At 72.7% G+C, this 20,155-nt stretch carries 18 protein-coding genes; 9 read left to right on the forward strand and 9 right to left on the reverse strand.

Annotation, left to right across the window (positions count from 1 at the left end; translation table 11 throughout):
• Nucleotides 1-15: 15 nt before the first annotated feature.
• From R2J75_RS15410 to R2J75_RS15420, 3 genes are read left to right on the forward strand one after another with little or no spacing between them, the layout of a single operon-like run.
• Nucleotides 16-789 (forward strand): TatD family hydrolase, encoded by a 774-nt coding sequence (locus R2J75_RS15410; protein WP_243346912.1) that lies wholly within the window; start codon nt 16-18, stop codon nt 787-789.
• A complete protein-coding gene (locus R2J75_RS15415; protein ID WP_243346926.1) occupies nt 765-1,448 on the forward strand; it encodes a hypothetical protein in 684 nt (227 codons plus the stop codon). The genes R2J75_RS15410 and R2J75_RS15415 overlap by 25 nt, the downstream gene beginning before the upstream one ends.
• 53 nt (nt 1,449-1,501) lie before the next feature.
• A complete protein-coding gene (locus tag R2J75_RS15420; protein WP_316410531.1) occupies nt 1,502-3,241 on the forward strand; it encodes a DUF6600 domain-containing protein in 1,740 nt (579 codons plus the stop codon).
• 11 nt (nt 3,242-3,252) lie between these two features.
• Here the strand turns inward: R2J75_RS15420 and R2J75_RS15425 are convergent, their stop codons facing one another.
• Nucleotides 3,253-3,612: a hypothetical protein gene (locus tag R2J75_RS15425; RefSeq protein WP_243335709.1), complete on the reverse strand. Its 360-nt coding sequence runs from the start codon at nt 3,610-3,612 to the stop codon at nt 3,253-3,255.
• An 86-nt stretch (nt 3,613-3,698) separates the two neighbouring features.
• Between R2J75_RS15425 and R2J75_RS15430 the strand changes: the two genes are divergently transcribed.
• Nucleotides 3,699-4,043, forward strand: coding sequence for a DMT family protein (locus R2J75_RS15430; protein WP_243335707.1), 345 nt, complete (start codon nt 3,699-3,701; stop codon nt 4,041-4,043).
• Nucleotides 4,044-4,125: 82 nt separating this feature from the next.
• Here the strand turns inward: R2J75_RS15430 and R2J75_RS15435 are convergent, their stop codons facing one another.
• From R2J75_RS15435 to R2J75_RS15445, 3 genes are all read right to left on the reverse strand, one after another.
• Nucleotides 4,126-5,232 carry an OmpA family protein gene (locus R2J75_RS15435; RefSeq protein WP_316410532.1) on the reverse strand — a complete coding sequence of 369 codons (1,107 nt, stop codon included), beginning with the start codon at nt 5,230-5,232 and terminating at the stop codon, nt 4,126-4,128.
• A 128-nt stretch (nt 5,233-5,360) separates the two neighbouring features.
• A complete protein-coding gene (locus R2J75_RS15440) occupies nt 5,361-5,873 on the reverse strand; it encodes a carbohydrate-binding protein (protein WP_243335911.1) in 513 nt (170 codons plus the stop codon).
• Nucleotides 5,874-5,992: 119 nt separating this feature from the next.
• Nucleotides 5,993-7,750, reverse strand: coding sequence for an acyl-CoA dehydrogenase family protein (locus R2J75_RS15445; RefSeq protein WP_279342131.1), 1,758 nt, complete (start codon nt 7,748-7,750; stop codon nt 5,993-5,995).
• 111 nt (nt 7,751-7,861) lie between these two features.
• Between R2J75_RS15445 and ubiE the strand changes: the two genes are divergently transcribed.
• The 3 genes from ubiE (at nt 7,862) to R2J75_RS15460 (ending at nt 9,569) form a co-directional block, all read left to right on the forward strand.
• Nucleotides 7,862-8,560 (forward strand): bifunctional demethylmenaquinone methyltransferase/2-methoxy-6-polyprenyl-1,4-benzoquinol methylase UbiE, encoded by a 699-nt coding sequence (gene ubiE / locus R2J75_RS15450; RefSeq protein ID WP_243335909.1) that lies wholly within the window; start codon nt 7,862-7,864, stop codon nt 8,558-8,560.
• Nucleotides 8,561-8,675: 115 nt separating this feature from the next.
• Nucleotides 8,676-8,876, forward strand: coding sequence for a hypothetical protein (locus tag R2J75_RS15455; protein ID WP_243335907.1), 201 nt, complete (start codon nt 8,676-8,678; stop codon nt 8,874-8,876).
• Between the two features lie 51 nt (nt 8,877-8,927).
• The gene (locus R2J75_RS15460; RefSeq protein ID WP_243335905.1) at nt 8,928-9,569 is read left to right on the forward strand and encodes a MarC family protein; all 642 of its coding nucleotides are present in this window, start codon (nt 8,928-8,930) and stop codon (nt 9,567-9,569) included.
• 2 nt (nt 9,570-9,571) lie between these two features.
• Here the strand turns inward: R2J75_RS15460 and R2J75_RS15465 are convergent, their stop codons facing one another.
• Complete coding sequence (locus R2J75_RS15465; RefSeq protein WP_243335903.1) at nt 9,572-10,168, reverse strand: DUF2239 family protein; 597 nt, start codon at nt 10,166-10,168, stop codon at nt 9,572-9,574.
• Between the two features lie 198 nt (nt 10,169-10,366).
• On the opposite strand from R2J75_RS15465, the gene R2J75_RS15470 reads away from it, so the two are divergent.
• The gene (locus R2J75_RS15470; protein WP_243335900.1) at nt 10,367-11,950 is read left to right on the forward strand and encodes an EAL domain-containing protein; all 1,584 of its coding nucleotides are present in this window, start codon (nt 10,367-10,369) and stop codon (nt 11,948-11,950) included.
• Here R2J75_RS15470 and R2J75_RS15475 read toward each other — a convergent pair.
• Genes R2J75_RS15475 through R2J75_RS15485 form a run of 3 tightly spaced genes read right to left on the reverse strand, consistent with a single transcriptional unit; the run spans nt 11,936 to nt 17,606 of the window.
• Nucleotides 11,936-15,532 (reverse strand): ATP-binding protein, encoded by a 3,597-nt coding sequence (locus R2J75_RS15475; RefSeq protein ID WP_316410533.1) that lies wholly within the window; start codon nt 15,530-15,532, stop codon nt 11,936-11,938. The genes R2J75_RS15470 and R2J75_RS15475 overlap by 15 nt on opposite strands.
• A 46-nt stretch (nt 15,533-15,578) precedes the next feature.
• Nucleotides 15,579-17,246 (reverse strand): NAD(P)-dependent oxidoreductase, encoded by a 1,668-nt coding sequence (locus tag R2J75_RS15480; protein ID WP_316410534.1) that lies wholly within the window; start codon nt 17,244-17,246, stop codon nt 15,579-15,581.
• A gap of 3 nt (nt 17,247-17,249) precedes the next feature.
• Entirely contained in the window at nt 17,250-17,606 is a 357-nt protein-coding gene (locus R2J75_RS15485; RefSeq protein ID WP_243346905.1) for a cytochrome c3 family protein, read from the reverse strand.
• Between the two features lie 142 nt (nt 17,607-17,748).
• On the opposite strand from R2J75_RS15485, the gene R2J75_RS15490 reads away from it, so the two are divergent.
• Complete coding sequence (locus tag R2J75_RS15490) at nt 17,749-18,732, forward strand: PstS family phosphate ABC transporter substrate-binding protein (protein WP_243335813.1); 984 nt, start codon at nt 17,749-17,751, stop codon at nt 18,730-18,732.
• A 15-nt stretch (nt 18,733-18,747) separates the two neighbouring features.
• Here R2J75_RS15490 and R2J75_RS15495 read toward each other — a convergent pair whose 3' ends face one another.
• Complete coding sequence (locus R2J75_RS15495; protein ID WP_243346904.1) at nt 18,748-20,148, reverse strand: efflux transporter outer membrane subunit; 1,401 nt, start codon at nt 20,146-20,148, stop codon at nt 18,748-18,750.
• Nucleotides 20,149-20,155: the final 7 nt, after the last annotated feature.

Raw genomic sequence — 20,155 nt, forward strand, 5'->3', positions numbered from 1 at the left:
GGGCCGGAGGGTACGATGCTCGTGGATTCCCATTGCCATCTCACGGGCAGCTACCTCGGCGAGGACCAGCTGCAGGCCGTGCTGGACCGGGCCCGGGAGGCCGGGGTCACGGGCATGGTGGCCGTGGGCTGCAATCTGGACGACTCCCGCCTGGTGCTCGCCCTGGCGCGGCGCCACCCCTGCCTCGCGGCCTCCCTGGGCGTCCACCCCCACGACGCCCGCACCTGGGACCCCCTCACGCTGGACGCCCTGGAGGCGCTGCTGGCGGACCCGGCGGCGGTCTTCGTGGGGGAGACGGGCCTGGACTGGCACTACGACCTCAGCCCCCGGGAGGAGCAGGAGCAGGTCTTCCGGGCCCAGATCCGCCTCGCGCGCCGCCTCGGCAAGCCCCTCATGATCCACACCCGGGAGGCGCCGGAGGCGACCCTGGCCATCCTCCGGGAGGAGGGCGCGGACCGGGGGGTCATCCACTGCTTCTCCGAGGACCTGGCCTTCGCCCGGGCCGCCCTGGACCTGGGGTTCCACCTCAGCTTCTCGGGCATCGTCACCTTCAAGAACGCCCAGGCCATCCGGGAGGTGGCCGCCTGGGCCCCCCTGGACCGGATCCTGGTGGAGACCGACGCGCCCTACCTGGCGCCGGTGCCCTTCCGGGGCAAGGCCAACGAGCCCGCCTTCGTCACCCATGTGGCGGCCCAGGTGGCCGCCCTGCGGGGGCTCCGTCCCGAATCCCTGGCGGAGACCGCCGCCGCCAACCTGGAGGCCCTGTGCGGCTGGGCACCTTCCTGCTGATCTCCGCCCTGGCGGCCCCCGCCCTTCCGGCCCAGGTGGCGCCGGCCGAGCCCCCGGTCCAGACGGGCCGGCTGCCCTGGCTGTCCATCCCTTCCCTGCCCTGGAAGGCCGGGGAGACGGCGCCCCCCTCCCCACCGCCCGCCGCCGTGGCGGCGCCCCAGGCGGGCCTCACCGTGCGCATCGCCGCCGACGGCGTGCTCCGGGTGGTCGACGACCGGGGCATGATCCACCTGCGCTCCGGCCTCCCCGGGCGCCCCCTCCGCGCCTGGCGGGACGGAGGCGTCCCCGTGGCGGACCTGGGCGCCCCCCTCGTGTTCGGCCAGGATCCGCCCCTGGCCCGGGGCCTGGGCGCCCTCCCCGTGGCCGACCCTGATTTCCGCAAGGCCCTGGAGGGCCTCCTCTGGATCCAGTGCGACGACGGCCGGGTGCTCACCCTGGTCCTGCCCGCCACCGGCCGCGCGGTCTACCTCCCCCTGCCCGACGACGGGGACCTGGCCTTCGCCTTCCATGCGGACCGTCTGGAAGCCCGGTCCAGCCGCCGCGGGGAGTGCTGGTCCCTGCCCTGGCTGACCCTCCTGCCCCAGCTCATCCAGCTCGGCCAGGCCGCCCCCTCCGCCCGGGGTTCGGGCACCGCCCTGATCCCCTTCCCCCGGGACTGAACCGCCTTGGCAAGGTTCTCGCAATAGAGGCGGGAACCCCCAAGGAGGCAGCCATGTTCTCCAAGCGAATCCACGCGGCCCTCATCCCCGCGTTCCTGCTCCTGCCCGCCTTCCTCGCCCCCGGCCTTCCCGCCGCGGCCCAGACGGACCCCGGCGACGGCTGGGAGGACCCCGGGGAGGATCCCCTGCGCCACGCCATGGTCCGCGAGGTGGACGGCACCGTCCTCCTCGCCGGGTCCGGGGAGGCGGAGACCCTGGGCCGGGGCTTCCCCCTGGGCGAAGGGGATGTGGTGGAAAGCCATGGGCGTGGCATCCTGCAACTGGGCGACGGCACGCTGGTGGCCTTCGGGCCGGGGACCCGCCTGCGGCTGGAGCAGCTCTTCGCGGGAGAGCCCGGCGAACGCGCCACCCGGCTCGTCCTGGAGGCGGGACGGGTGCGCCTGCGCCGCGCCACCCGCGGCGAGGCCGTCCTGGAGGTGGCCACCGGCGCCGGCGAGGTCCGCCTGGCCGACGGCGCCCGGGGCGACTTCACCCTCGACGCCGATCCCGGCCGCCCCACGGTCCTCCGGGTCCACCAGGGCCGGGCCACCTTCCAGAACACCCGGGGCTCCGAGCGGATCTTCGCGGGGGAGCGCCTGACGGTGTACGGCCCCTCGGACACGCTGGACCGGGTGTCCACGGCCTCCGCCTACGGCGGCGACGCCTTCGACGGCTGGGCCGACGAGGCCCTGGTGGTCCGCCTGGGCGAAAGTGCCGGCCGGGTCCCCGCCCCCCTGCGGTACTACGCCGATGACCTGGACCGGGACGGGACCTGGATCCAGGTGGAAAACACCTGGTGCTGGCGCCCCCTCCGGGTGGAGGTGGGCTGGCGGCCGTACCTGCACGGGCGCTGGGGCGCCTTCCGCGGCGGCCTCACCTGGATCAGCGCCGAGCCCTGGGGCTACGTGACCCACCACCACGGCCGCTGGGGCTGGTCCCCGGCCTATGGCTGGTACTGGATCCCCGGCGCGGCCTACAGCCCCGCCTGGGTGGCCTGGGGCAGCGAGGGCGGCTGGCTGGGGTGGGCCCCCCTCGGCCGCCACGGTCACCCCACCGTGTGGGCCAGCGGCCCCTGCTGGAACGTGGTGGCCTTCCGCGACGCCGGATCCCGGGACCTGTACCGCCACCTGCACGCCGATCCCCGCGTCCTGCGGGCCTTCGCCGAGCCCCGCCCCGGCCCCCGCCCCTGGTATGCCGGCCGCCTCGTGATGGACCGGGGCGAATGGCGGGATCCGGACCGCTTCCGCCACGTGCTCGCGCACCCGGATGTGGCCCGGGCCCGGGCCGAGGCCTGGGGACGCCGGGTGGGAGCCCCCGTCCCGTACCGCCCGCAGGAGCCTCCGCCGTCCGGGGCGTACCGGCCGGAACCCGTCCGTCCGCCCTTCCAGCCCCGCGCCGAGGCGCCCGTGCCCCGGTCACCCAGGCCCTGGCCCATCCGGCAGCCGGAGGCCCGTCCTTCCGAACCGCCCCGCGCCCCCGGCTTCCGGCCCGTGGAGCCGCCCCGCGCGCCCGAAACCCGGCCCGTGGGCCGGCCCTCCGAGCCGCCCCGGGAGCCCCAGGGCCAGCCGGTGCCCCGCCCCGTCGAACCGCGCCGGGATCCGGCGCCCCGGCCCGCGGAACCGCCCCGGCCGCCCGTGAACCCCGGGCCCCGGGTCCAGCCGCCCCGCCCCGCCGAGCCCCCCCGGCGCGAGGAGCCGCGCCGGGAGGAGGGCGGGAAGCCCTGGCACCACCCCGAGCGCCGGGAGCGGTCCTGAGGGCGTCCTGACTACTTCAGGGCCTTCTCCGTCTTCTCCTTGGCCTTGTCCGCGGTCTTGGCGGTGGCCTTCTTGGCCTTGGAGCCGCCCTTCGCGGTCGCGGCCTTGGCCTTGGCCTCCCCGGCGGCCACGGCGGCCTTGGCGGTGTCGCCGCCCACGGGGGCTTCGCCGGCCTTCTTCTCGGCCTTCGCCTTGGCCTTGTCCACCTTGGCCTCGGCCTTGGCCTTCCCTTCTTCAGCCTTCTTGTCCGCCTTCGCCTTGGTCTCTTCGACCTTCTGGTCCGCCTTGGCCTTGGCGGCGGCCTTGAGGTCGTCCATGGACTGGCCGCACAGGGCCACGGAAGCGAGGGTCGCCAACAGGATTGCGCGCATGGCTGCTCCTTGGAAAAGCCCAGCATAGCCCGCCTCCCCTCCGGCGGGTAGCCGAAGGGTAGACTCGAAGGATCGAGAGGCGCACCATGCAGGTCCGAACCTGGCTCCCCATCACCTTGCTGGTCTTCAGCAACGTCTTCATGACCTTCGCCTGGTACGGCCACCTGCGCACCCAGAAGGACACGCCACTGCTCTGGGCCATCCTTTCCAGCTGGGGCATCGCCTTCTTCGAATACATGCTCATGGTCCCCGCCAACCGCATCGGGTTCGGCCGCTACACCCTGCCCCAGCTCAAGGTCATCCAGGAGGGCGTCACCCTGGCCGTGTTCGCCGTCTTCGCCGTGGTCTACATGCGCCAGCGCCTCACCCTGAACCACGCCTGGGCCGGCCTCTGCCTCATGGGCGCCGTGTGGTTCACCTTCCGGAAGTGAGACCGGCGCAGGCCCGCCCCCGCGCGGCCGCGCCCCGCCCGGCGTAGGTCCGGGCGGGGCGCGGAGGTGGGCGGAGGGCCGCTCAGTTCTTGGCCTTGCCCTCTTCCAGATCGGTGGTGAGGGTGCGGGTCTCCACCTGGGCGCCCTTGACCTTCACGTCGATCTCCACCCGGCGGTTCCGGGCCTGGCCTTCGGCCGTCTTGTTGTCGCCGATGGGCTCGTCGGGGCCCACGCCGGCGGTGGTGACGCTGGCGGCGGGGATGCCGGAGGCCACGAGCACCTTGGCGACCGCGTCGGCCCGGCGCTTGCTGAGGGCCTTGTTGAAGGCGGCCTTGCCCACGGAGGAGGTGTGGCCGGTGACGTGGAGGGTGTATTCGCCCTTGAACGTCTTGAGCTTCGCGGCGACTTCCTGGATGGCGGCCACGCCCTTGGCGGGGAGGACGTTGCTGCCGTTGGCGAAGTGGAGGACCGCGTTGTCGAGGGTGATCTTCATGGGCGCGGGGGCCGGGGGCGGCGGGGGAGGCGGCGGCGGCACGGGCTTCTCCTCCACGGGGGGCGGAGGTGGCGGGGGCGGCGGCACGGGCTTCTCCTCCACCGGCGGGGGCGGCGGCACGGGGGCGGGCGCTGGGGCGGGCGCGGGCGCCGCCATGGGCGCGGCCTTGCCGCCCCAGCGGTAGCCGAGGGTCACCAGGCCCAGGATCTCGTTGGCGTGGACCTGGGTGTAGATGCGCTGGCCCCGGGCCTCGAAGCCGAGCAGCAGATGCTCGGCGAGGTTCCCCTGGACGCCGATGCCGCCGTTGAAGCTCAGGCGGGTCGTGGTGCCTTCCTTGTACGACCAGGGCGCCTCCACCTGGGTGGCGCCGGCGCCGGCCCGCAGGTAGGGGACCCAGGTGCGGGCGGAGGGGGCGAGGTTGAAGAGGGCGGACAGCTGGCCGTGGTATTCCATGGCGTCAGCCTTGAAATGCTTGCCGATCAACTGGGTGCCCAGGACGGACACGTCGTAGCCCCAGCGGTTGGTGAGCCAGGTGCCGTAGGTGGCGCCCCAGATGGAGTTGTCCTGGACCCGGCGGCTGGCGTACATCTGCCGGTCATAGCCGCCGATGAGTCCCACCCACTTCTGGCCCTCCTCCGCGCCCAGGGCGCTGGCAGCCAGGCATAAACCGAGGCCCAGCAAGGTCGTCCGTTTCATGTGACCTCCTTTGAGAAGGGATGAACCCGCCGATCAGGAGCGGATTCATCATGATTTTCCCACACCGTCGACCGTTCGCCAATGATTATTCCCAGCCAGGCGCTTGCATTTCAAGCTTTTCGAGGCAATCAAGGGGTCCGCGAGCCCGGGGACCGGCGCTCGGTGGCGGCCTGGACGGCCTCGCTCCAGGCCCCGGGACCGGCGTCGTTCACCGCCCGCACCCGGTAGGTGTGACTGGAGCCCGGCGCCAGGTTCGCGTGCACGAAGGGGCTCTTCATGCCGGAGCGCAGGGTCCCGTCCACCTGGAGGTCGTAGCTCTGGGCCCCCTCCACCGGCCCCCAGGTCACCAGGATCCGGGCCGGCCCGTCGGCGGTCGCCGCCAGGCCCCGGGGCACGGCCGGAGGCGTGGCCTCGGGCGCGGTGAAGACCCGCCAGAGCTGGGGGGCCGCGGGCGGCTCCAGGCCCGTCCGGGCCAGGTGGGCCTGGAGGCAGCGGTAGTCCACGCCCAGGTAGGCGACCAGATCCCCCGCCCGGTACGGGGTGCCCGCCGCCCAGGGCGGGCGCACGAGCTGCGCCTGGGCGGCGATTCCGGCGACGAGGACGGCGACGGGCCAGCAACGGCAAAGGTGGAAGGCGGCCATGGGTCCCTCCTCCTGGACGTCCCCACTATGGACCCATCCCGGGGCCGGTTCCACCCCCCGGACGCGGCTCCGCCCCGCTGACCGAGTGTTCGTCCAGCGGGGCGGAGGTCAGGACCGGCTCAGTACTGGACGATGGGGTACGACCCCTTCTCGATGAGCTGGGCGGCGATGGCGCCGCGGAGGCGGGAGCTGGCCTGGGGCACGAAGCCGCCGAAGGCCTCCAGGTCCCGGATGGCGGCGGTCAGGGCCTCCCCTTCCAGGACCTCGGCCAGGAGCATGCGGGCGTTGACCTGCACCTTGTGCCAGTTCTCGTTGACGTAGCTGTCGGCGAACTGGGCGGCCAGACCGGCCCAGCGGTGGCCGTCCGCGGCCATCTTGTGGGCGCGGCCCACGGCGCTCTCCATGGCGTAGATCTCGGTGAGCATGTCCGCGACCCGGGCGGAGGCTTCCTGGTTCTCGATGAGCTTCTGGCCGGCGACCTCGAGGGCGGCGGCGGAGGCGTAGGCGCAGAGGCGCTTGCCCAGCTCGACGGCGTGGCGGCTGCCGGCGAGGGGGCCCTCGGGACGGACGGGCACGTCGCCCACGTCCTTGCGCAGGGCCAGGGTGCCGTTGCCGGCGCGCTTGAACAGGGCGCCCGCGATGATCATGCGGTTGATCTCGTTGGTGCCCTCGAAGATGCGGTTGATGCGGTTGTCGCGGTAGATCTTCTCGGGGGGGTACTCGGTGGAGAAGCCGTAGCCGCCGAAGACCTGGACGGCGTCGTCGGCGCTCCAGAACAGGGCCTCCGAGCCCCAGACCTTGGCGATGCTGGCCTCCATGGCGTACTCGTCCATGATGTCCAGCTTGGCCTTGGCGGCGCCGGCGTCGTCCCAGCTGATGGCGCCCATGCCCTCGTCCACGTACCCGATGGTGCGGAAGTTCATGGCCTCGCCCACGAAGATGCGGGTGGCGATGTCGGCCAGCTTGGCCTGGATGAGGCCGAAGGCGTGGAGGGGCTTGCCGAACTGCTGGCGCTCGCCGGAATACTTGATGGTGTAGGCCAGCACCTGCTTGGCGGTGCCGGTGCAGCCGGCGCCCAGCTTGAAGCGGCCGATGTTCAGGATGCCGAAGGCGATGCGGTGCCCGCGGCCCACCTCGCCCAGGAGGCGATCCTTGGGGATGCGGACGTTGTCCAGCACCAGGGCGCGGGTGGAGGAGCCCTTGATGCCCAGCTTGTGCTCCTCGGCGCCGGTGGAGAAGCCCGCGTCCTCCTTCTCGACGATGAAGGCGCTGAACTTGCGGCCGTCCACCTTGGCGAAGACGATGAAGACGTCGGCGAAGCCGGCGTTGGTGATCCACATCTTGGAGCCGTTGAGCACCCAGTGGTCCCCGTCCAGGACGGCCGTGGTCTTGGCGCCCATGGCGTCGGACCCGGAGCCGGCCTCGGTGAGGGCGTAGGCGGCCAGCTTCTCGCCGGAGGCGAGGGCGGGCAGGTACTTGGCCTTCTGCTCGGGGGAGCCGAAGTAGACGATGGGCAGGGTGCCGATGCCCGTGTGGGCCCCGTAGCTGACGGACCAGGAGGCCTGCTTGCCCATCTCCTCCAGGAGGACCAGGCCGGTCTTCTTGTCCAGGTCCATGCCTTCGTAGGCTTCCGGGATCTCCAGGCTCAGGAGGCCCAGTTCGCCGGCCTTCTGCAGCAGGCTCCGGCTGAGGTCCAGGTCCACCTGGTCCAGGGCGCTCTCCACGGGGAGGACTTCGCCCTCCATGAAGTCGCGGGCCGCTTCGCCGATGGCCTTGGTCTCGTCGCTCAGTTCCTCGGGCGTGAACTGGGGCTGGGAGCCGATCGGGGAGATGAGGAAACTGCCGCCGAAGAGCTTGTCGCTGGTCATGCCTTCCATGAATCCTCCAAGGGGGGGATGCGTACATCCGTGCCTATGAAAGATCAAGTTTACCCGGACGGGCTGTCCCCCGGGGCGCGGACCGTGGATCATGTGAAGGAGGAGACCGTCATGCCCCAGGGAACGCGCGTGCAGGCCATGTTTTCCGGCATTGCCGGGAAATATGATCTTTTGAACCACGTCCTCTCGCTGGGCACGGATTTCTACTGGTGGGCCCGCATGGCGCGGGTCTCCGGCGCCGCTCCGGGCCGCCGCTACCTGGATGTGGCCGCTGGCACGGGCGACTCCTCCCTTGCTCTCGCCCGCCGGGGCGCCGAGGTCATCTCCACGGATTTCACCCAGGCCATGCTCCGCCTCGGTCCGGCCAAGTTCCGGCGCAAGGGGCGGGCCGACCTCATCTGGGCCTCCGTGGGCGCCGACGCCCAGCAGCTCCCCTTCCGGGACGCCTCCTTCGACGGGGTCACCATCTGCTACGGCATCCGCAACGTGGAGGACCGGGACCGGGCCTTCCGGGAGTTCAACCGGGTGCTCAAGCCCGGCGGCCGGCTCACGGTGCTGGAGTTCAGCCGGCCCCGGTTCGCCTGGCTTCGGGCCTTCTACGACCTCTACAGCCTGCGCATCCTCCCCGCCATCGGCGGCTGGATCAGCGGGGACCGGAGCGCCTACACCTACCTGCCGGAGAGCATCCGCGCCTTCCCGGACCAGCCGGCCCTGGCGGAGGAACTCCGCCGCGCGGGCTTCCAGGACGTCGCCTGGAAGAACCTCACCGGGGGCATCGTGGCCCTCCACACCGGCACCGCCGCGCGCTGAAGGCTGGCCCCGGCAGGACGGGCGGACAGGGGCGAGCGGTGCTATTCTGGAGAGAGAGGACGGATTCCGGCACCCCCGGCACCCGCTCCCCGCTCCTTTCCAATGAGGCGCCGCCGTGTCCAAGCCCGATCCTTCCATCACCGCTGGCCTCCTGGGCAAGCTGCCCACGCAGAAGACCGAAACGCACGCGGAGACCCATGTGCCGACCCTGACCAAGGCGTCCGTGCTCGGTCCCCGGGGCACCAAGCCCAGCGCCCGTTCCGCGGAGAAGTCCTCCGTCCAGGGCCACACCCGCTCCTCCAACCGGGGCAAGTAGCCCTCGTCCCCCTTCCACGGAAGCGCAGGCCGCCTGCGACACGGAACTTCCATGCCCGACCTGCTCAACCGGACCTTCTTCACCTTCCTGGCCCTCTTTCCGATCCTGAATCCGCCGGCCATGGCCCCGGTGTTCCTGAATCTGACGAGCGGGGTCTCCGACCAGGAGCGGAACCGCCTCGCGCGGCTCATCGGCACGCACACCTTCACGCTCCTGACCGCCCTCCTCTTCCTCGGGGGCTGGGCCCTGAAGCTGCTGGGCATCTCCATCCCCGTCATCAGCGTGGCGGGGGGCCTCCTGCTCTTCCACTCCGCCTGGCACATGCTGAACAAGGATCCGCGCATGAGCGACACGGAGCGCGAGGAGATCCGCTCCAGCATGCGGGACAAGGCGTTCTTCCCCCTGACCCTGCCCGTCACCGCCGGCCCCGGCGCCATCGCCGTCACCCTCAGCCTGGTGCCCTCCGGCAACGTCTTCGAACCGCCCGTCCTGGTCCAGTACCTGGCCGTGACCGGGGGCATCGCCCTGGCCGCCGCGTCGGTCTTCATCTTCTACCGGTTCGCCGCCGCCGTGATCCGCCGGATGGGCACCACCGGCGCCGCCACCGTCTCCCAGCTCTCCGCCTTCGTGCTGCTGGCCATCGGCGTCCAGATCATCTGGAACGGCCTCCACGCGCTGATCGGGACGCTTTAGCCTCAGGCCCGCATGCCGCCCGGGAACGCGGGCGCGGCGAGGCGGAAGATGTAGTCCCGCAGGTCGGGGGGCCAGGTGCGCACGTGGACGCGGAAAGCCGTGGCGTCGGAGGCCTGGAGGGCCCGCAGGGCCTCTCGGTGGCCCGGCAAGTCGCCGGTGAGGCTGGCCATGGCCCGGGCCGTGCGCGCCTGGGCCAGGCGGACGGTTTCCCGGGGATCCGGGGCGTGGCTGGCGGCCTCGACGAGCCGCCGGAGGGTCGCGGAGGCTCCGCCCGGCTGGGCCTTGAGCCAGGTCCAGTGGGCCTCCAGGAGGGTCACCTCCCGGGCGACCACCCCCAGGCGCGGGCGCCCACGGACGCCCCGGGGGGCGCCGCCGGGGGGGGCGGGTTCCGGGACCGCCGGCCCCGCCATGGGCGGCAAGGGCTGGTCCGGATCCAGGTCCGTCACCTGCCCGGTATCGTCCCGCACCACGACCCAGGGCCGCCCCGGGTGCTCCGCGCGCCAGGCGCGCAGGCCCTGCATCACGGTCTCCAGCCCCCCGTTGGCGAGGCGCAGGGTGCCCGTGAAGGCCGTAAAGGTCGGCTGGCCGGGGTCGTTCATGGGTGCCTCCGCGCCTATTATCGCCCGGATTAAACCCCAAGCAAATAACCCGGGTATAAATATCATCAAATCCGCGCCCGCGCCGGGGTCAACCTACGCAATCTTCTTCAATTGATGGGTATTCCAGGCTAGCATGGACGCTAAATCCGTCTGTCCGGACCTCGTCCAGTCGACCTTTTCACACAGGTATAAATATCCATGGTTTCCCCTGGCCTCCTGGGAGGCACCCCCCCGAAGGATGGGCTTCTGGCCCTGGGGTTCTTCGTTTTCGCGCTGCTGGTGGTCCAGGCCTGCCAGCGGCTGGTCGAGCACGCCTCCCAGCACATCGAGCCGGTGGAACGCCGGACCGGCCTCCTCCGGGGCGCCCTCTACCTGGGGTTCCTGGTCTGGGCCCTCGACATGGCGGGCTACGCCATGTATCCCTGGGCCCGGCTGGCCACGGTCCACCTGGGCCCCGCCCTCCTGGCCCTGGCGGCGATGCTGGTGCTCGCCCAGGCCATCTTCCCCCTGTTCGTGGGCACCCAGGCCGTGGGGCGCGCCTGGGTCGGCGCGTTCGGCCTCAGCGGGGGGGTCCTCAGCGTGCACGTGCTGGCGGCCTCGGCCTTCGGCGCCCGCCCCGGGGGGGTCATCTTCCCCAAGCTCCTCCTGGCCTTCCTCCTGTCCGCCGCCATCGCCGGCGGGCTGGCCATGCTCCACCGCAACCACCGGGGGTTCCGGGGGCGATCCCCCCGGACCCTCTCCTGGAACGGCAAGGTGACCGCCGCCGTGCTGGTCGTGCTCCTGCACCGGACCCTCTGCGCGGCCATTCCCCTCCATTCCGACCCCCGGCCGATGCTCCCGGACGCGGTGTCCACCCTCGTCGGCGTGGCCTTCTTCGCGGCGGTGGTGGGCCTGGACCAGTGGCTGTCCATGCGGGCGGAGCGCGCCCGGCGGGAGGTCTTCGACCAGGCCCACGCCCTCCTCCGGAGCAGCGCCTCCCGGACCGGAACCCAGCGCGAGGAACTGAGCAGGGTGGCCGAACGCGCGGAGGCCATCCTGGCCGAAACCCAGTTCGAAATGCACTTCCAACCCATCTTCTCCCTCCTGCCTGAACGCCCGGGCGTGAGGTTCGAAGCCCTCCTGCGCCCCCGCCATCCGGACCTGGGCCCGATCCATCCGGAGACGTTCTTCCTCGCCTGCGACCGCCGGGGCATCACCCCCATGGCCGACCGGATCGTGCTGGAATCGGCCATCCGCCGCTCCCGCGGCTGGGCGAGGCGCCTTCCGGGCTGCCGGGGCATCGCCGTCAATGTGAGCCCGAGGACGCTGCTGGACCCGGATTTCCCCGAATGGCTGGCGGCGGCCCGGGAAGGCCTGCCCACGGGCTGGCTCCAGCTCGAGATCACCGAGCACGCCATGGTGGCCAACCGCGGCCCCCTGGCCGAGGTGCTGCTGCGCCTGGAGGCCCTGGGGATCCAGACCTACCTGGATGACTTCGGCACCGGGTTCTCGTCCCTGGGCGTCCTGCCGGCCATCCCCGTCGCCGGCATCAAGTGCGACCGCAGCCTGCTCTCCGGCGAGCCCCAGGCGCGCACCGGCCAGGTGATCCTCGAGAAGCTCTGCCAGATGACCCGGGAGCTGGGCATCGCCACCACCGTGGAGGGCGTCGAGACCCCCGCGGAACTGGAGATGATCCGCCGGTTCGGCGCCACCTCCGCCCAGGGCTTCCACCTGGGCCGGCCGATGCCCGCGGAGCAGGTGGAAGGCTGGCTGGTCTCCCAGGAAAGCTCAAGCGAGGGGTAGCCCGGACGGCGCGTCCAGGACGGCCCGGACCCGGGCGGCCAGTTCCTCCAGGGTGAAGGGCTTGTCCAGGAGCTGCACCTCCTCCGGGATGGACCCCTGGGTGGCGATCACGTCGGCCGTATAGCCGGACATGTAGAGCACCCGCAGGTCCGGCCTCAGCCCCCGGGCCTTGGCCGCCAGGTCCCGGCCGTTCATGCCGGGCATGATGACGTCGGTGAGGAGCAGGTCCAGGGCCACCGGGCCCTCCATGATCGCCAGGGCCTCCGCGGGCGTGGCGGCGGGGAGGACGGTGTAGCCCAGGGTCTCCAGCAGCATCTGGGCGACCTCCAGGTTCATCGGCTCGTCCTCCACCACGAGGATCGTCTCGCCCCCGCGCCGTGCGGGAGCCTTCTCCTCGCGCAGGACCTCGCCGGCCTCCGCCTCCCCGCAGCGGGGCAGGTGGACCCGGAAGCGGGTGCCCCGGCCCGGGGCGCTCTCCACCTCGATGAAGCCGCTGTTCTGCTCCACGATGCCGTACACGGTGGCCAGCCCCAGGCCCGTGCCGCGCCCCACGGCCTTGGTGGTGAAGAAGGGCTCGAAGATGTGCTTCTGCTGTTCCGGATCCATGCCGCAGCCCGTGTCCCCCACCTCCAGGACGACGAAGTCCCCGGCGGGCCGGTGGGGCAGCGCGGGATCGGCCTGCACCGTCACGTTCTCGGTCCGGATCCACATGCGGCCGATGCCGGCGATGGCGTCCCGGGCGTTCACGGTCAGGTTCGCCAGCACCTGGTCCAGCTGGGCGGGGTCCATGCGGACCCGCCAGAGGCCGTCCGCGGGCCCGTAGTCCAGGGTGATGTTCTCCCCGATGAGACGGGTGAGCATCTGGATCATGTCCGGGATGGCGTGGTTGAGGTCCAGCACCTTGGGCGACGTGGCCTGCTTGCGGGCGAAGGCCAGGAGCTGCCGGGTGAGTTCCGTGGAACGGACCGCCGCCTTCTTGATCTCCTCGAAGCGGTCCAGGGCCCGCCCCGGGGGGCTCGCCAGGATGCCCATGTCGGCGTTGGCCACGATGACCCCGAGCATGTTGTTGAAGTCGTGGGCCACGCCCCCGGCGAGGCGCCCGATGGACTCCAGCTTCTGGGCCTGCTGCACCTCCTCCTGCAGGCGCTGGCGTTCCGACTCCGCGCGCACCCAGTCGGTGATGTCGGACAGGGTGAGCAGGGATTCGCCGCCCAGGGCCGTCGCGGAGACGAGGACGGTGCGCTGGCCCCCGTCGCGGCAGGCGACGGTGGATTCCAGGACGGGGATCCCGCTGCCCGGGTCGGTGCGGAGGGTCCAGGCCGCCTCCGCCCCTCCGGGGCGGGACGCGTGGAGCCAATCCGTCAGCGCGGGCACCTCGTCGAGGGAATACCCGAAGGTCCGGGTGAACTGGGAATTCAGGGCCGTGACCCGCCCGGCCTCGCCGAGAAGGCACATGGGCACGGGCGCGGCCTCGAACAGCTGCCGGAACCGGGTGCCGCTCTCGACCAGGGCGCGCTCCTCCCGGTCCCGCTCCAGGGCGATCGAGGTGACCTGGGCCGCCGTGGCCATGAGGGTCCGCATCTGCTCCGACGGCTTCCCGGGGGCGGCGCGGTAGAGGGTGAAGGCGCCCAGGACGCGCCCGTTGGCGGCGAGGATGGGCGTGGCCCACACGGCCCGGATGCCGTACGACCCCAGGTGGTGGCGCATGGCCAGGTCGCAGGCGGGATCGGTCATGAGATCCTCCACCACGACGTCGGCCTGCGCAGCGACGCAGCGCCCCGAGGGCCCGGCCCCCGCCCCGGCCTGGAGAGGAATGACGGGCCGGGCCTCGATGAGGCCCGGCGGGAGGCCCGCGTAGGCCGTCCACTTCAGCCCCCCGGCCCCCTCGTCCACCAGCAGGATCCCCGCCATGGCGTCGGGGGCCAGGTCGCGCACGAACCCGCAGGCGGCCCCGAGCAGGGCCTGGATGGGCTCGCCGGCGACGATGCGCTCCAGGAACCGGTTCTGGGCCGCCAGCCTCCGCTGGGTCCACTTGAGCTCGGTGATGTCCCGGGCGATGCCGAAGTGGCCGGTGATGGAACCCTCCTCCTCCCGCAGGGGCCCCCGGGTCACCAGGAAGGTGCGGGGTCCGGCCGAGGTGGGCAGGATCTCCTCCACCGTGTCGGTGCGGCCGTGCACGAGCACCGCCTCTCCCGCCGCCAGGGCCCGGGCCGCCTCGGGATCCACCGAATCCCCTTCCCGCTTCCCGAAGACCCGCTCCGCGACGGGGTTGAAGACCAGGCGCCGACCCCGGCGGTCGAAGGCGAAAATGGCATCGCTGGACCCGCTGGCGATGCTGTCCAGCAGGCGCAGGGTCCGCAGGCGCTCCGCCTGGACCGCGCGCTCCCGCCGGGTGTCAGCCATGAGGCGCTGCTGCCGGAAGAGGTGGGCCGAGATGCCCACGAGGAACAGGCCCAGGAGCGCCGCGAGGCCGATGATGGCCACCTGGTTGCGGCTGGCGGCCACGATCTCCTCCTGGTCCATCTTGGCCAGGAGGAACCAGTCGGTGCCGGCCACCGGCACCACGACGCCGGCGATGGCCCGGTCCCGGAAATCCAGACCCTTCAGCCAGGTGCCGGGCCGCACCTCGCCCCTCAGGACGCGCGCGCCCACCAGGGACGACGTCGCGAGGGGCCACCGGCGGTTCAGGGCCAGGCCCTCCTGGAAGCGGGAGTCCGTGAGCGGCAGGAGGTCGTCCCCGTCCCGGCGGAAGAGGATCGCCTCGCCCGTGGTGGAGGGCGAGGGCCAGTCCTGCAGGCGCGCGTGGACCTGGCGCGCCATGTCCGCCCCGAAGACCACCACCGGCACCCGCCCGCCGCCGGGGGCCCGCAGGGGCGCCAGGAAGTCCAGGTGGAGCCGGCCGCCGGCGTCCCGGTAGGGCCCCACGACCCGGACCCGCTGGTCCAGGGCCGAGGCCTCCGCCGCCTGCCCCACCTCGGGGGCCACGTCCTGGCTGGGCTGGGGCAGGACCCACGCCCCGCCGTCGAGGACGCCCATGGAGGAGAAGCCTCGCGCCTCCCGGTAGACCTCCAGGCGGCCCATGATGTGCTGACGCCCCTCGTCGAGCCCCTTCACCTTCCACTTCCGGTAGGCTTCGCTCCAGACGGAGGAGGAGGCCGTGAATTCGGCGTCGCCGGTGCGTTCCTGGATCCATTCTGCGGTTTGCCGGGCCTTCAGCTCCGCGATGGCGTGAAGGCGCGCGCCCTCCTTGCGCTCCTGGTAGCGCATCGCCTCCCCGGCCCCGAACCAGGCCAGGAGGAGGATGGCGAGGGCCGCCATGGCCGCGGGCTGGAAGATCCGCCGCCAGCCCCGGGGACGCTGGGGGCCGTCCCCCTCCGGCAGCCCCCCCATGCCCCGGTAGAGGAGGAGGGAGCTCACCCCCACGAAGAGCCAGCCCTTGAGGGTGTTGACCAGCGCGAGCCGGGCCGGGTCCCGGACGAGGAAGGACACGACCTGGTCCGACAGGAGGATCCAGAGGGCGCTGAAGCCCGCATAGAGCAGCACCAGCCGCATCACGCCAACGGGCCGGGAACCTCCGCTCATGGACGCCTCCCGCGTCCGTCCCCATCCCGCCGATCCGCCGTTCCGATCATGGCCACCCCCTCACACGCCGAGGATGAACTTCAGGTTCCTGGTCGCCTCCCGCCCGGCGGTGAAGACGATCCCGCCCGCCACGGTGATCCGGGACCGGCCCGGGAACAGAGGCTTGATCTCCTTCACGCCCAGCGGGTTCAGGAGGACGCCGTCCTCGAGGCGCACGAAGAGCAGGTGCGCGAAGGCCTGCTCCACCTCCCCCAGCGTGGTCCAGAAGGTGGCTTCCCGCGCGCCGTCCACCCAGGCCCACACGACCCCGCCGTGCACCTGGAAATGGGAGGTCCGCCCCACCGGCGCCTGCCGGGTCCCCTCCGGGCCCCGGATCGGATAGGTGGGGCCCGCGGACGGCTCCCAGGTCCTCGCCGGCTCCGGCGCGGCGGGGAGGGGCGGCTCGGGGACGGGGGGCGGGACCGGGACAGGCGAAGCCGGCGGGGCCGGGACAGGCGGAGCCGGCGGGACCGGGACAGGCGGGGCCGGTGGCGCCGGGATAGGCGGAGCCGGCGGGGTCGGGACAGGCGGGGCCGGCGGCGCCGGTTTCCTGCGCTCCCCGTTCTGGCGCTTCCGGTGCGAGCCATTCCGGCGCTCTGAAGGCGGGGGCGGGGGCGGGGGCGGGGGCGGCGGCTCCGGCGCGGGGGCGGAGGGGGCGGAGGGGGCGGAGGGGGCGGAGGGGCGGAGGTTCGGGCGCAGGGGGTGGCGGCGGCGGCGCCGGCGCGGGGGGGGGCGGGAGCGGTTCCGGCCAGGGGGCCGGCGCGGGGAGGGTCGCCGGCGGCACCGGCTCGGCCGCCTCAGGCAGTTCGGGCGGCCGCACCGCGGCCAGGGCGGTGAGGTCCTGGCCCCTGTAGCCCTGCCGGCAGGCCTCGTCGAAGGCCCGGGCCAGGGTGCGGGCCCCGGGCACGCTCACGCCCGTCTCCACCGCGGCGTCCAGCCACAGGCGGAGGTCCTTGGCGGCCAGGTCCAGGGTGAGGTCGGTGGGCGCGAAGTCCCGGCGGACGATGAGCCCGCCCAGTCCGTCCAGCAGGGGGGACTTGAACAGGACGCCATTGAGCACCCGGAAGTATTCGGCGGGGGGGATCCCGGCGCGCTCCCCCACGGCCAGCGCCTCGGCGAGGCTCTCCACCACCGCCGCCGTCATGGCCGTGGCCCCCAGGCGCAGGACATGGGCCAGCTCGGGCCGGGTGCCGACCCGGGTGACCCCCTTGGCCAGGGATTCCAGCAGGGGCATGCAGCGGTTCAGGTGGAGTTCCGGCCCGGCGGCCAGGATCCAGCCCTGGCGGGCGCTGACGAGGGCCGACTTGCCCAGGATGGGGGCGGCCACGAAACCCTGCCCGGCCGCCTCATGGGCGACGGCGAGCCGCCGGGACGTGTCCATGCCGATGGAGCTCATGCACAGGTGGACGGCGCCATCGGCAAGGTGGGCGACCAACCCGTCCGGCCCCAGGGTGATGGCGCATTCCGCCTCGTCGTCCGGGACCAGGCTGAGGGCCACCGAGGCCCGGGCGGCCGCCTCGGCCACCGTGCCCCCGACCCGGGCCCCCGTTTCCGACGCGAGCTGGAGCGCCTTCTCCCCCACCCGGTCGTACAGGATCACCTCGTGCCCGAGCTGGACCAGGTTCCGCGCCACGGGGGCGCCCATCCTGCCGAGGCCGAGCACGGCGATGCGCATGGGCTACCGGGGTTTCAGCTTGAAATCGGGGTGGCACTCCAAGCACTTGACGACGGGCGGCTTGTGCTGGCGGTGGCAGTCGACGCAGGCGAAGGGCCCCGGGTGGCCCGCCTTCAGGGGCGCATGGGGGTTCAGCGGCAGGGCCTTGGTGTAGGCCGCCATCGCCGGATAGTCCCCATGGCAGTTGTAGCAGGAGCTGTCGGGGACCGCCGCCTTGTCCGGATTCTCGGTCCCATGGCAGTTGTGGCAGGTGACCCCTGCCTTCACATGCTTGGCGTTGAGCCGGGGGTCGGCGGCGAACCCCTGGGCGGACAGGATCATGCAGCCCACGATCAGCGTCAGGGACTGGAGGGCTCGCATATTCATTTCCTCCCGCGGAAGCTTGGTCTTGGTCAGGTGACGGGGTAGCGTTAGTCTACTAAACTACGATCCATAGGTCGCCTGCTTCTTCCTTAGGGCCGGTACGGAGACCGGGCGGCCAGCCCTCCATTCGGGAGCACCCATGGGCCTTTCCATCCTCCGCATCGCCGCCATTCTCGCGCTGGCCGCCCTGCCTCAGGCTGCCCAGACCGCCCAGATGCGGGCCAAGGTCTCGGAAGCGCTGCCCCACTACAACCCGACCGTGGCCGTCAACGGCGCGGTGGAGATCCCGGGCACCGACGCCATCTCGGACCTGGGCGAGGAGTGGGGACGCCTGTTCCACCAGTACCAGCCCCAGGGGCGGATCGTCTACGTGCCCAAGCTCACCAAGGAGGCCGTCAAGGACCTCACCGAGGGCACGCGCCCCCTGGTCATCACGGCCCGGGAGCTCTCCCAGGACGAGATGAAGGCCTTCCAGGCGAAGCACGGCTACATGCCGATGCGCATTCCCGTGTGCCTCGACGCCATCATCGTGTTCGTCCACAAGAACAACCCGATCAGCAGCATCTCCATGGAGCAGCTGGACGCCATCTTCGGGCAGGAGCGCCACGGGGGCTACAAGGAGCCCGCCGCCACCTGGTCCGACTTCAGGGTCCGGGGCGACCTGGGCAAGCGCGCCATCGTCGCCTACGGCCGCGGCGAAGGCACCACGACCCGCGAGGCCTTCCAGGCCTCCGTGCTCCTGAACGGCCCGTTCAAGGCCGGCGTCATCGCCAAGCCCGACGCCTCCTCCCTGGCCGAGAGCGTCATCACGGACGAGGCCGGCATCGCCTTCGGATCCCTGGCCAGCTGGTACGCCGGCGTGAAGGTCCTCCCGGTCATCCCCTACAAGTCCTCCGACGCCCGCCTCCCCAACCAGGACAACGTCACCCTGAGCCGCTACCCCATGCCGCGGCTCTACTACGCCTACCTGAACCGGGCCCCCGGCGCCGCCCTCGACCCCGCGCTCGGGGAGGTGCTCCACTTCCTCCTCAGCCAGGAGGGCCAGGGCGTGGCCGCCGACGTGGGCCTCCTGCCCGCGCCCCACGAGTTCCTGACCATCGCCCTGAAGCGCCTGGAGCGGTAGACGGGGACGTCCGGATCAGGGCCGGCCCGCGGTCCAGCCCGTGCCCAGCGCCTTGCCGATGGAGATGAGGGCCGTGAGGCTCTGGGCCTGGGCCTGGACCCCCTGGTCGCGCTGCTCCAGCAGGGCGCGGCGCGCCTGGAGGACGGCGGTCCGGGAAACCTCGCCCGCCCTGAACTGGCGCTCCGTGAGGTCCGCGGCGCGGGCCTGAAGGGCCTCGGCCCGGGCCAGGGAACTCCGGCGCTCCTCGCACCGGGCCATGCGCGTGAAGGCCACGTCCACGTCGGCCAGGGCGGTGAGCACGGCCTTGTGGTAAGCCGCCAGGGCCGCGTCCAGGGCGCCCTCGTTCGCCCTCACCTGGCTCCGCAGGAGGCCCCGGTTGAAGAGGGGCAGGCTCAGCTGGGGACCGAGGCTCCAGGTCCGGCTCGCGTTGTCCAGCAGGGTCCCGGACTGCACCGAGGTCCAGCCGCCGTTCCCGGCGAGGGTGAAGCGGGGGTAGAGGGCCGCCTTGGCGGCGCCCACGTCGGCGGTGGCCGCGGCCAGGTCCCCCTCCGCGGCCCGCAGGTCGGGGCGGCGGTCCAGCAGGTCCGACGGCAGGCCCGCGGCGGGCGGGGGAGGCACGGGGACCAGGTCCCGGGCCGGCTCCAGCCGGGCCCGCACCGCCTCCACCGGCAGGCCCGTGAGCACGGACAGCGCCGCGAGGCTCTGCCGCAGCCCGGTCTCCAGCGCGGGCAGGGCCGCGACGTAGGTTTCCCGGGCGGCCTCCACGCCCTGCAGCTCCAGGTCCGAGAGCTCCCCGGCGTCCCGGGAGAGGCGGGCCAGGCGCACCTGTTCGTCCAGGTCCGCGCGGCTCTCGGCCGCGATCCCGATGCGGGCCTGCCAGGCGCGGGCCTCGATGCAGGTGCGGGCCACCTCCGCGGCCACCATGAGGCGCACGTCCGCCAGACGGGCCTCCGCGGCGCCGGTGCGGGCGGCGGCGCCCTCCGCCAGACGACGCGTCCGGCCGAACACGTCCAGCTCCCAGCTGGCGTCGAAGCCCGCCTGGTAGCTGGTGAAATCCACCTTGGGGTTGGGCAGGGGCATGTTGGCCAGCTGCTCCCCGTTCCGGCTCAGGCGGTCCCGGGTGGCCTTCGCGCCGAAGCCCAGCGTGGGGCCCCCCTGGGCGTCCTGCACCCCCTGGAGCCCCCGGGCCTGGCGCAGCCGGGCCTCCGCCGCGGCCGCATCCGGCCCCGCGGCCAGCGCCTCCCGGACGAGTCCGTCCAGCACCGGATCGTGGAGGCCGGACCAGGGGTCCGCGCCCGCCCCCTGGGGGGGCGAGAACCGGTCGGGCAGCGGCAGGGCGGGCCTGCGGTAGTCGGTGCCCACGGGACGGCAGGCCAGGAGGGCAGGAACCAGGGGGAGGAGCAGGAGCTTGCGCATGGAGGCC

This window comes from Mesoterricola sediminis (assembly GCF_030295425.1).
GTDB lineage: Bacteria > Acidobacteriota > Holophagae > Holophagales > Holophagaceae > Mesoterricola > Mesoterricola sediminis.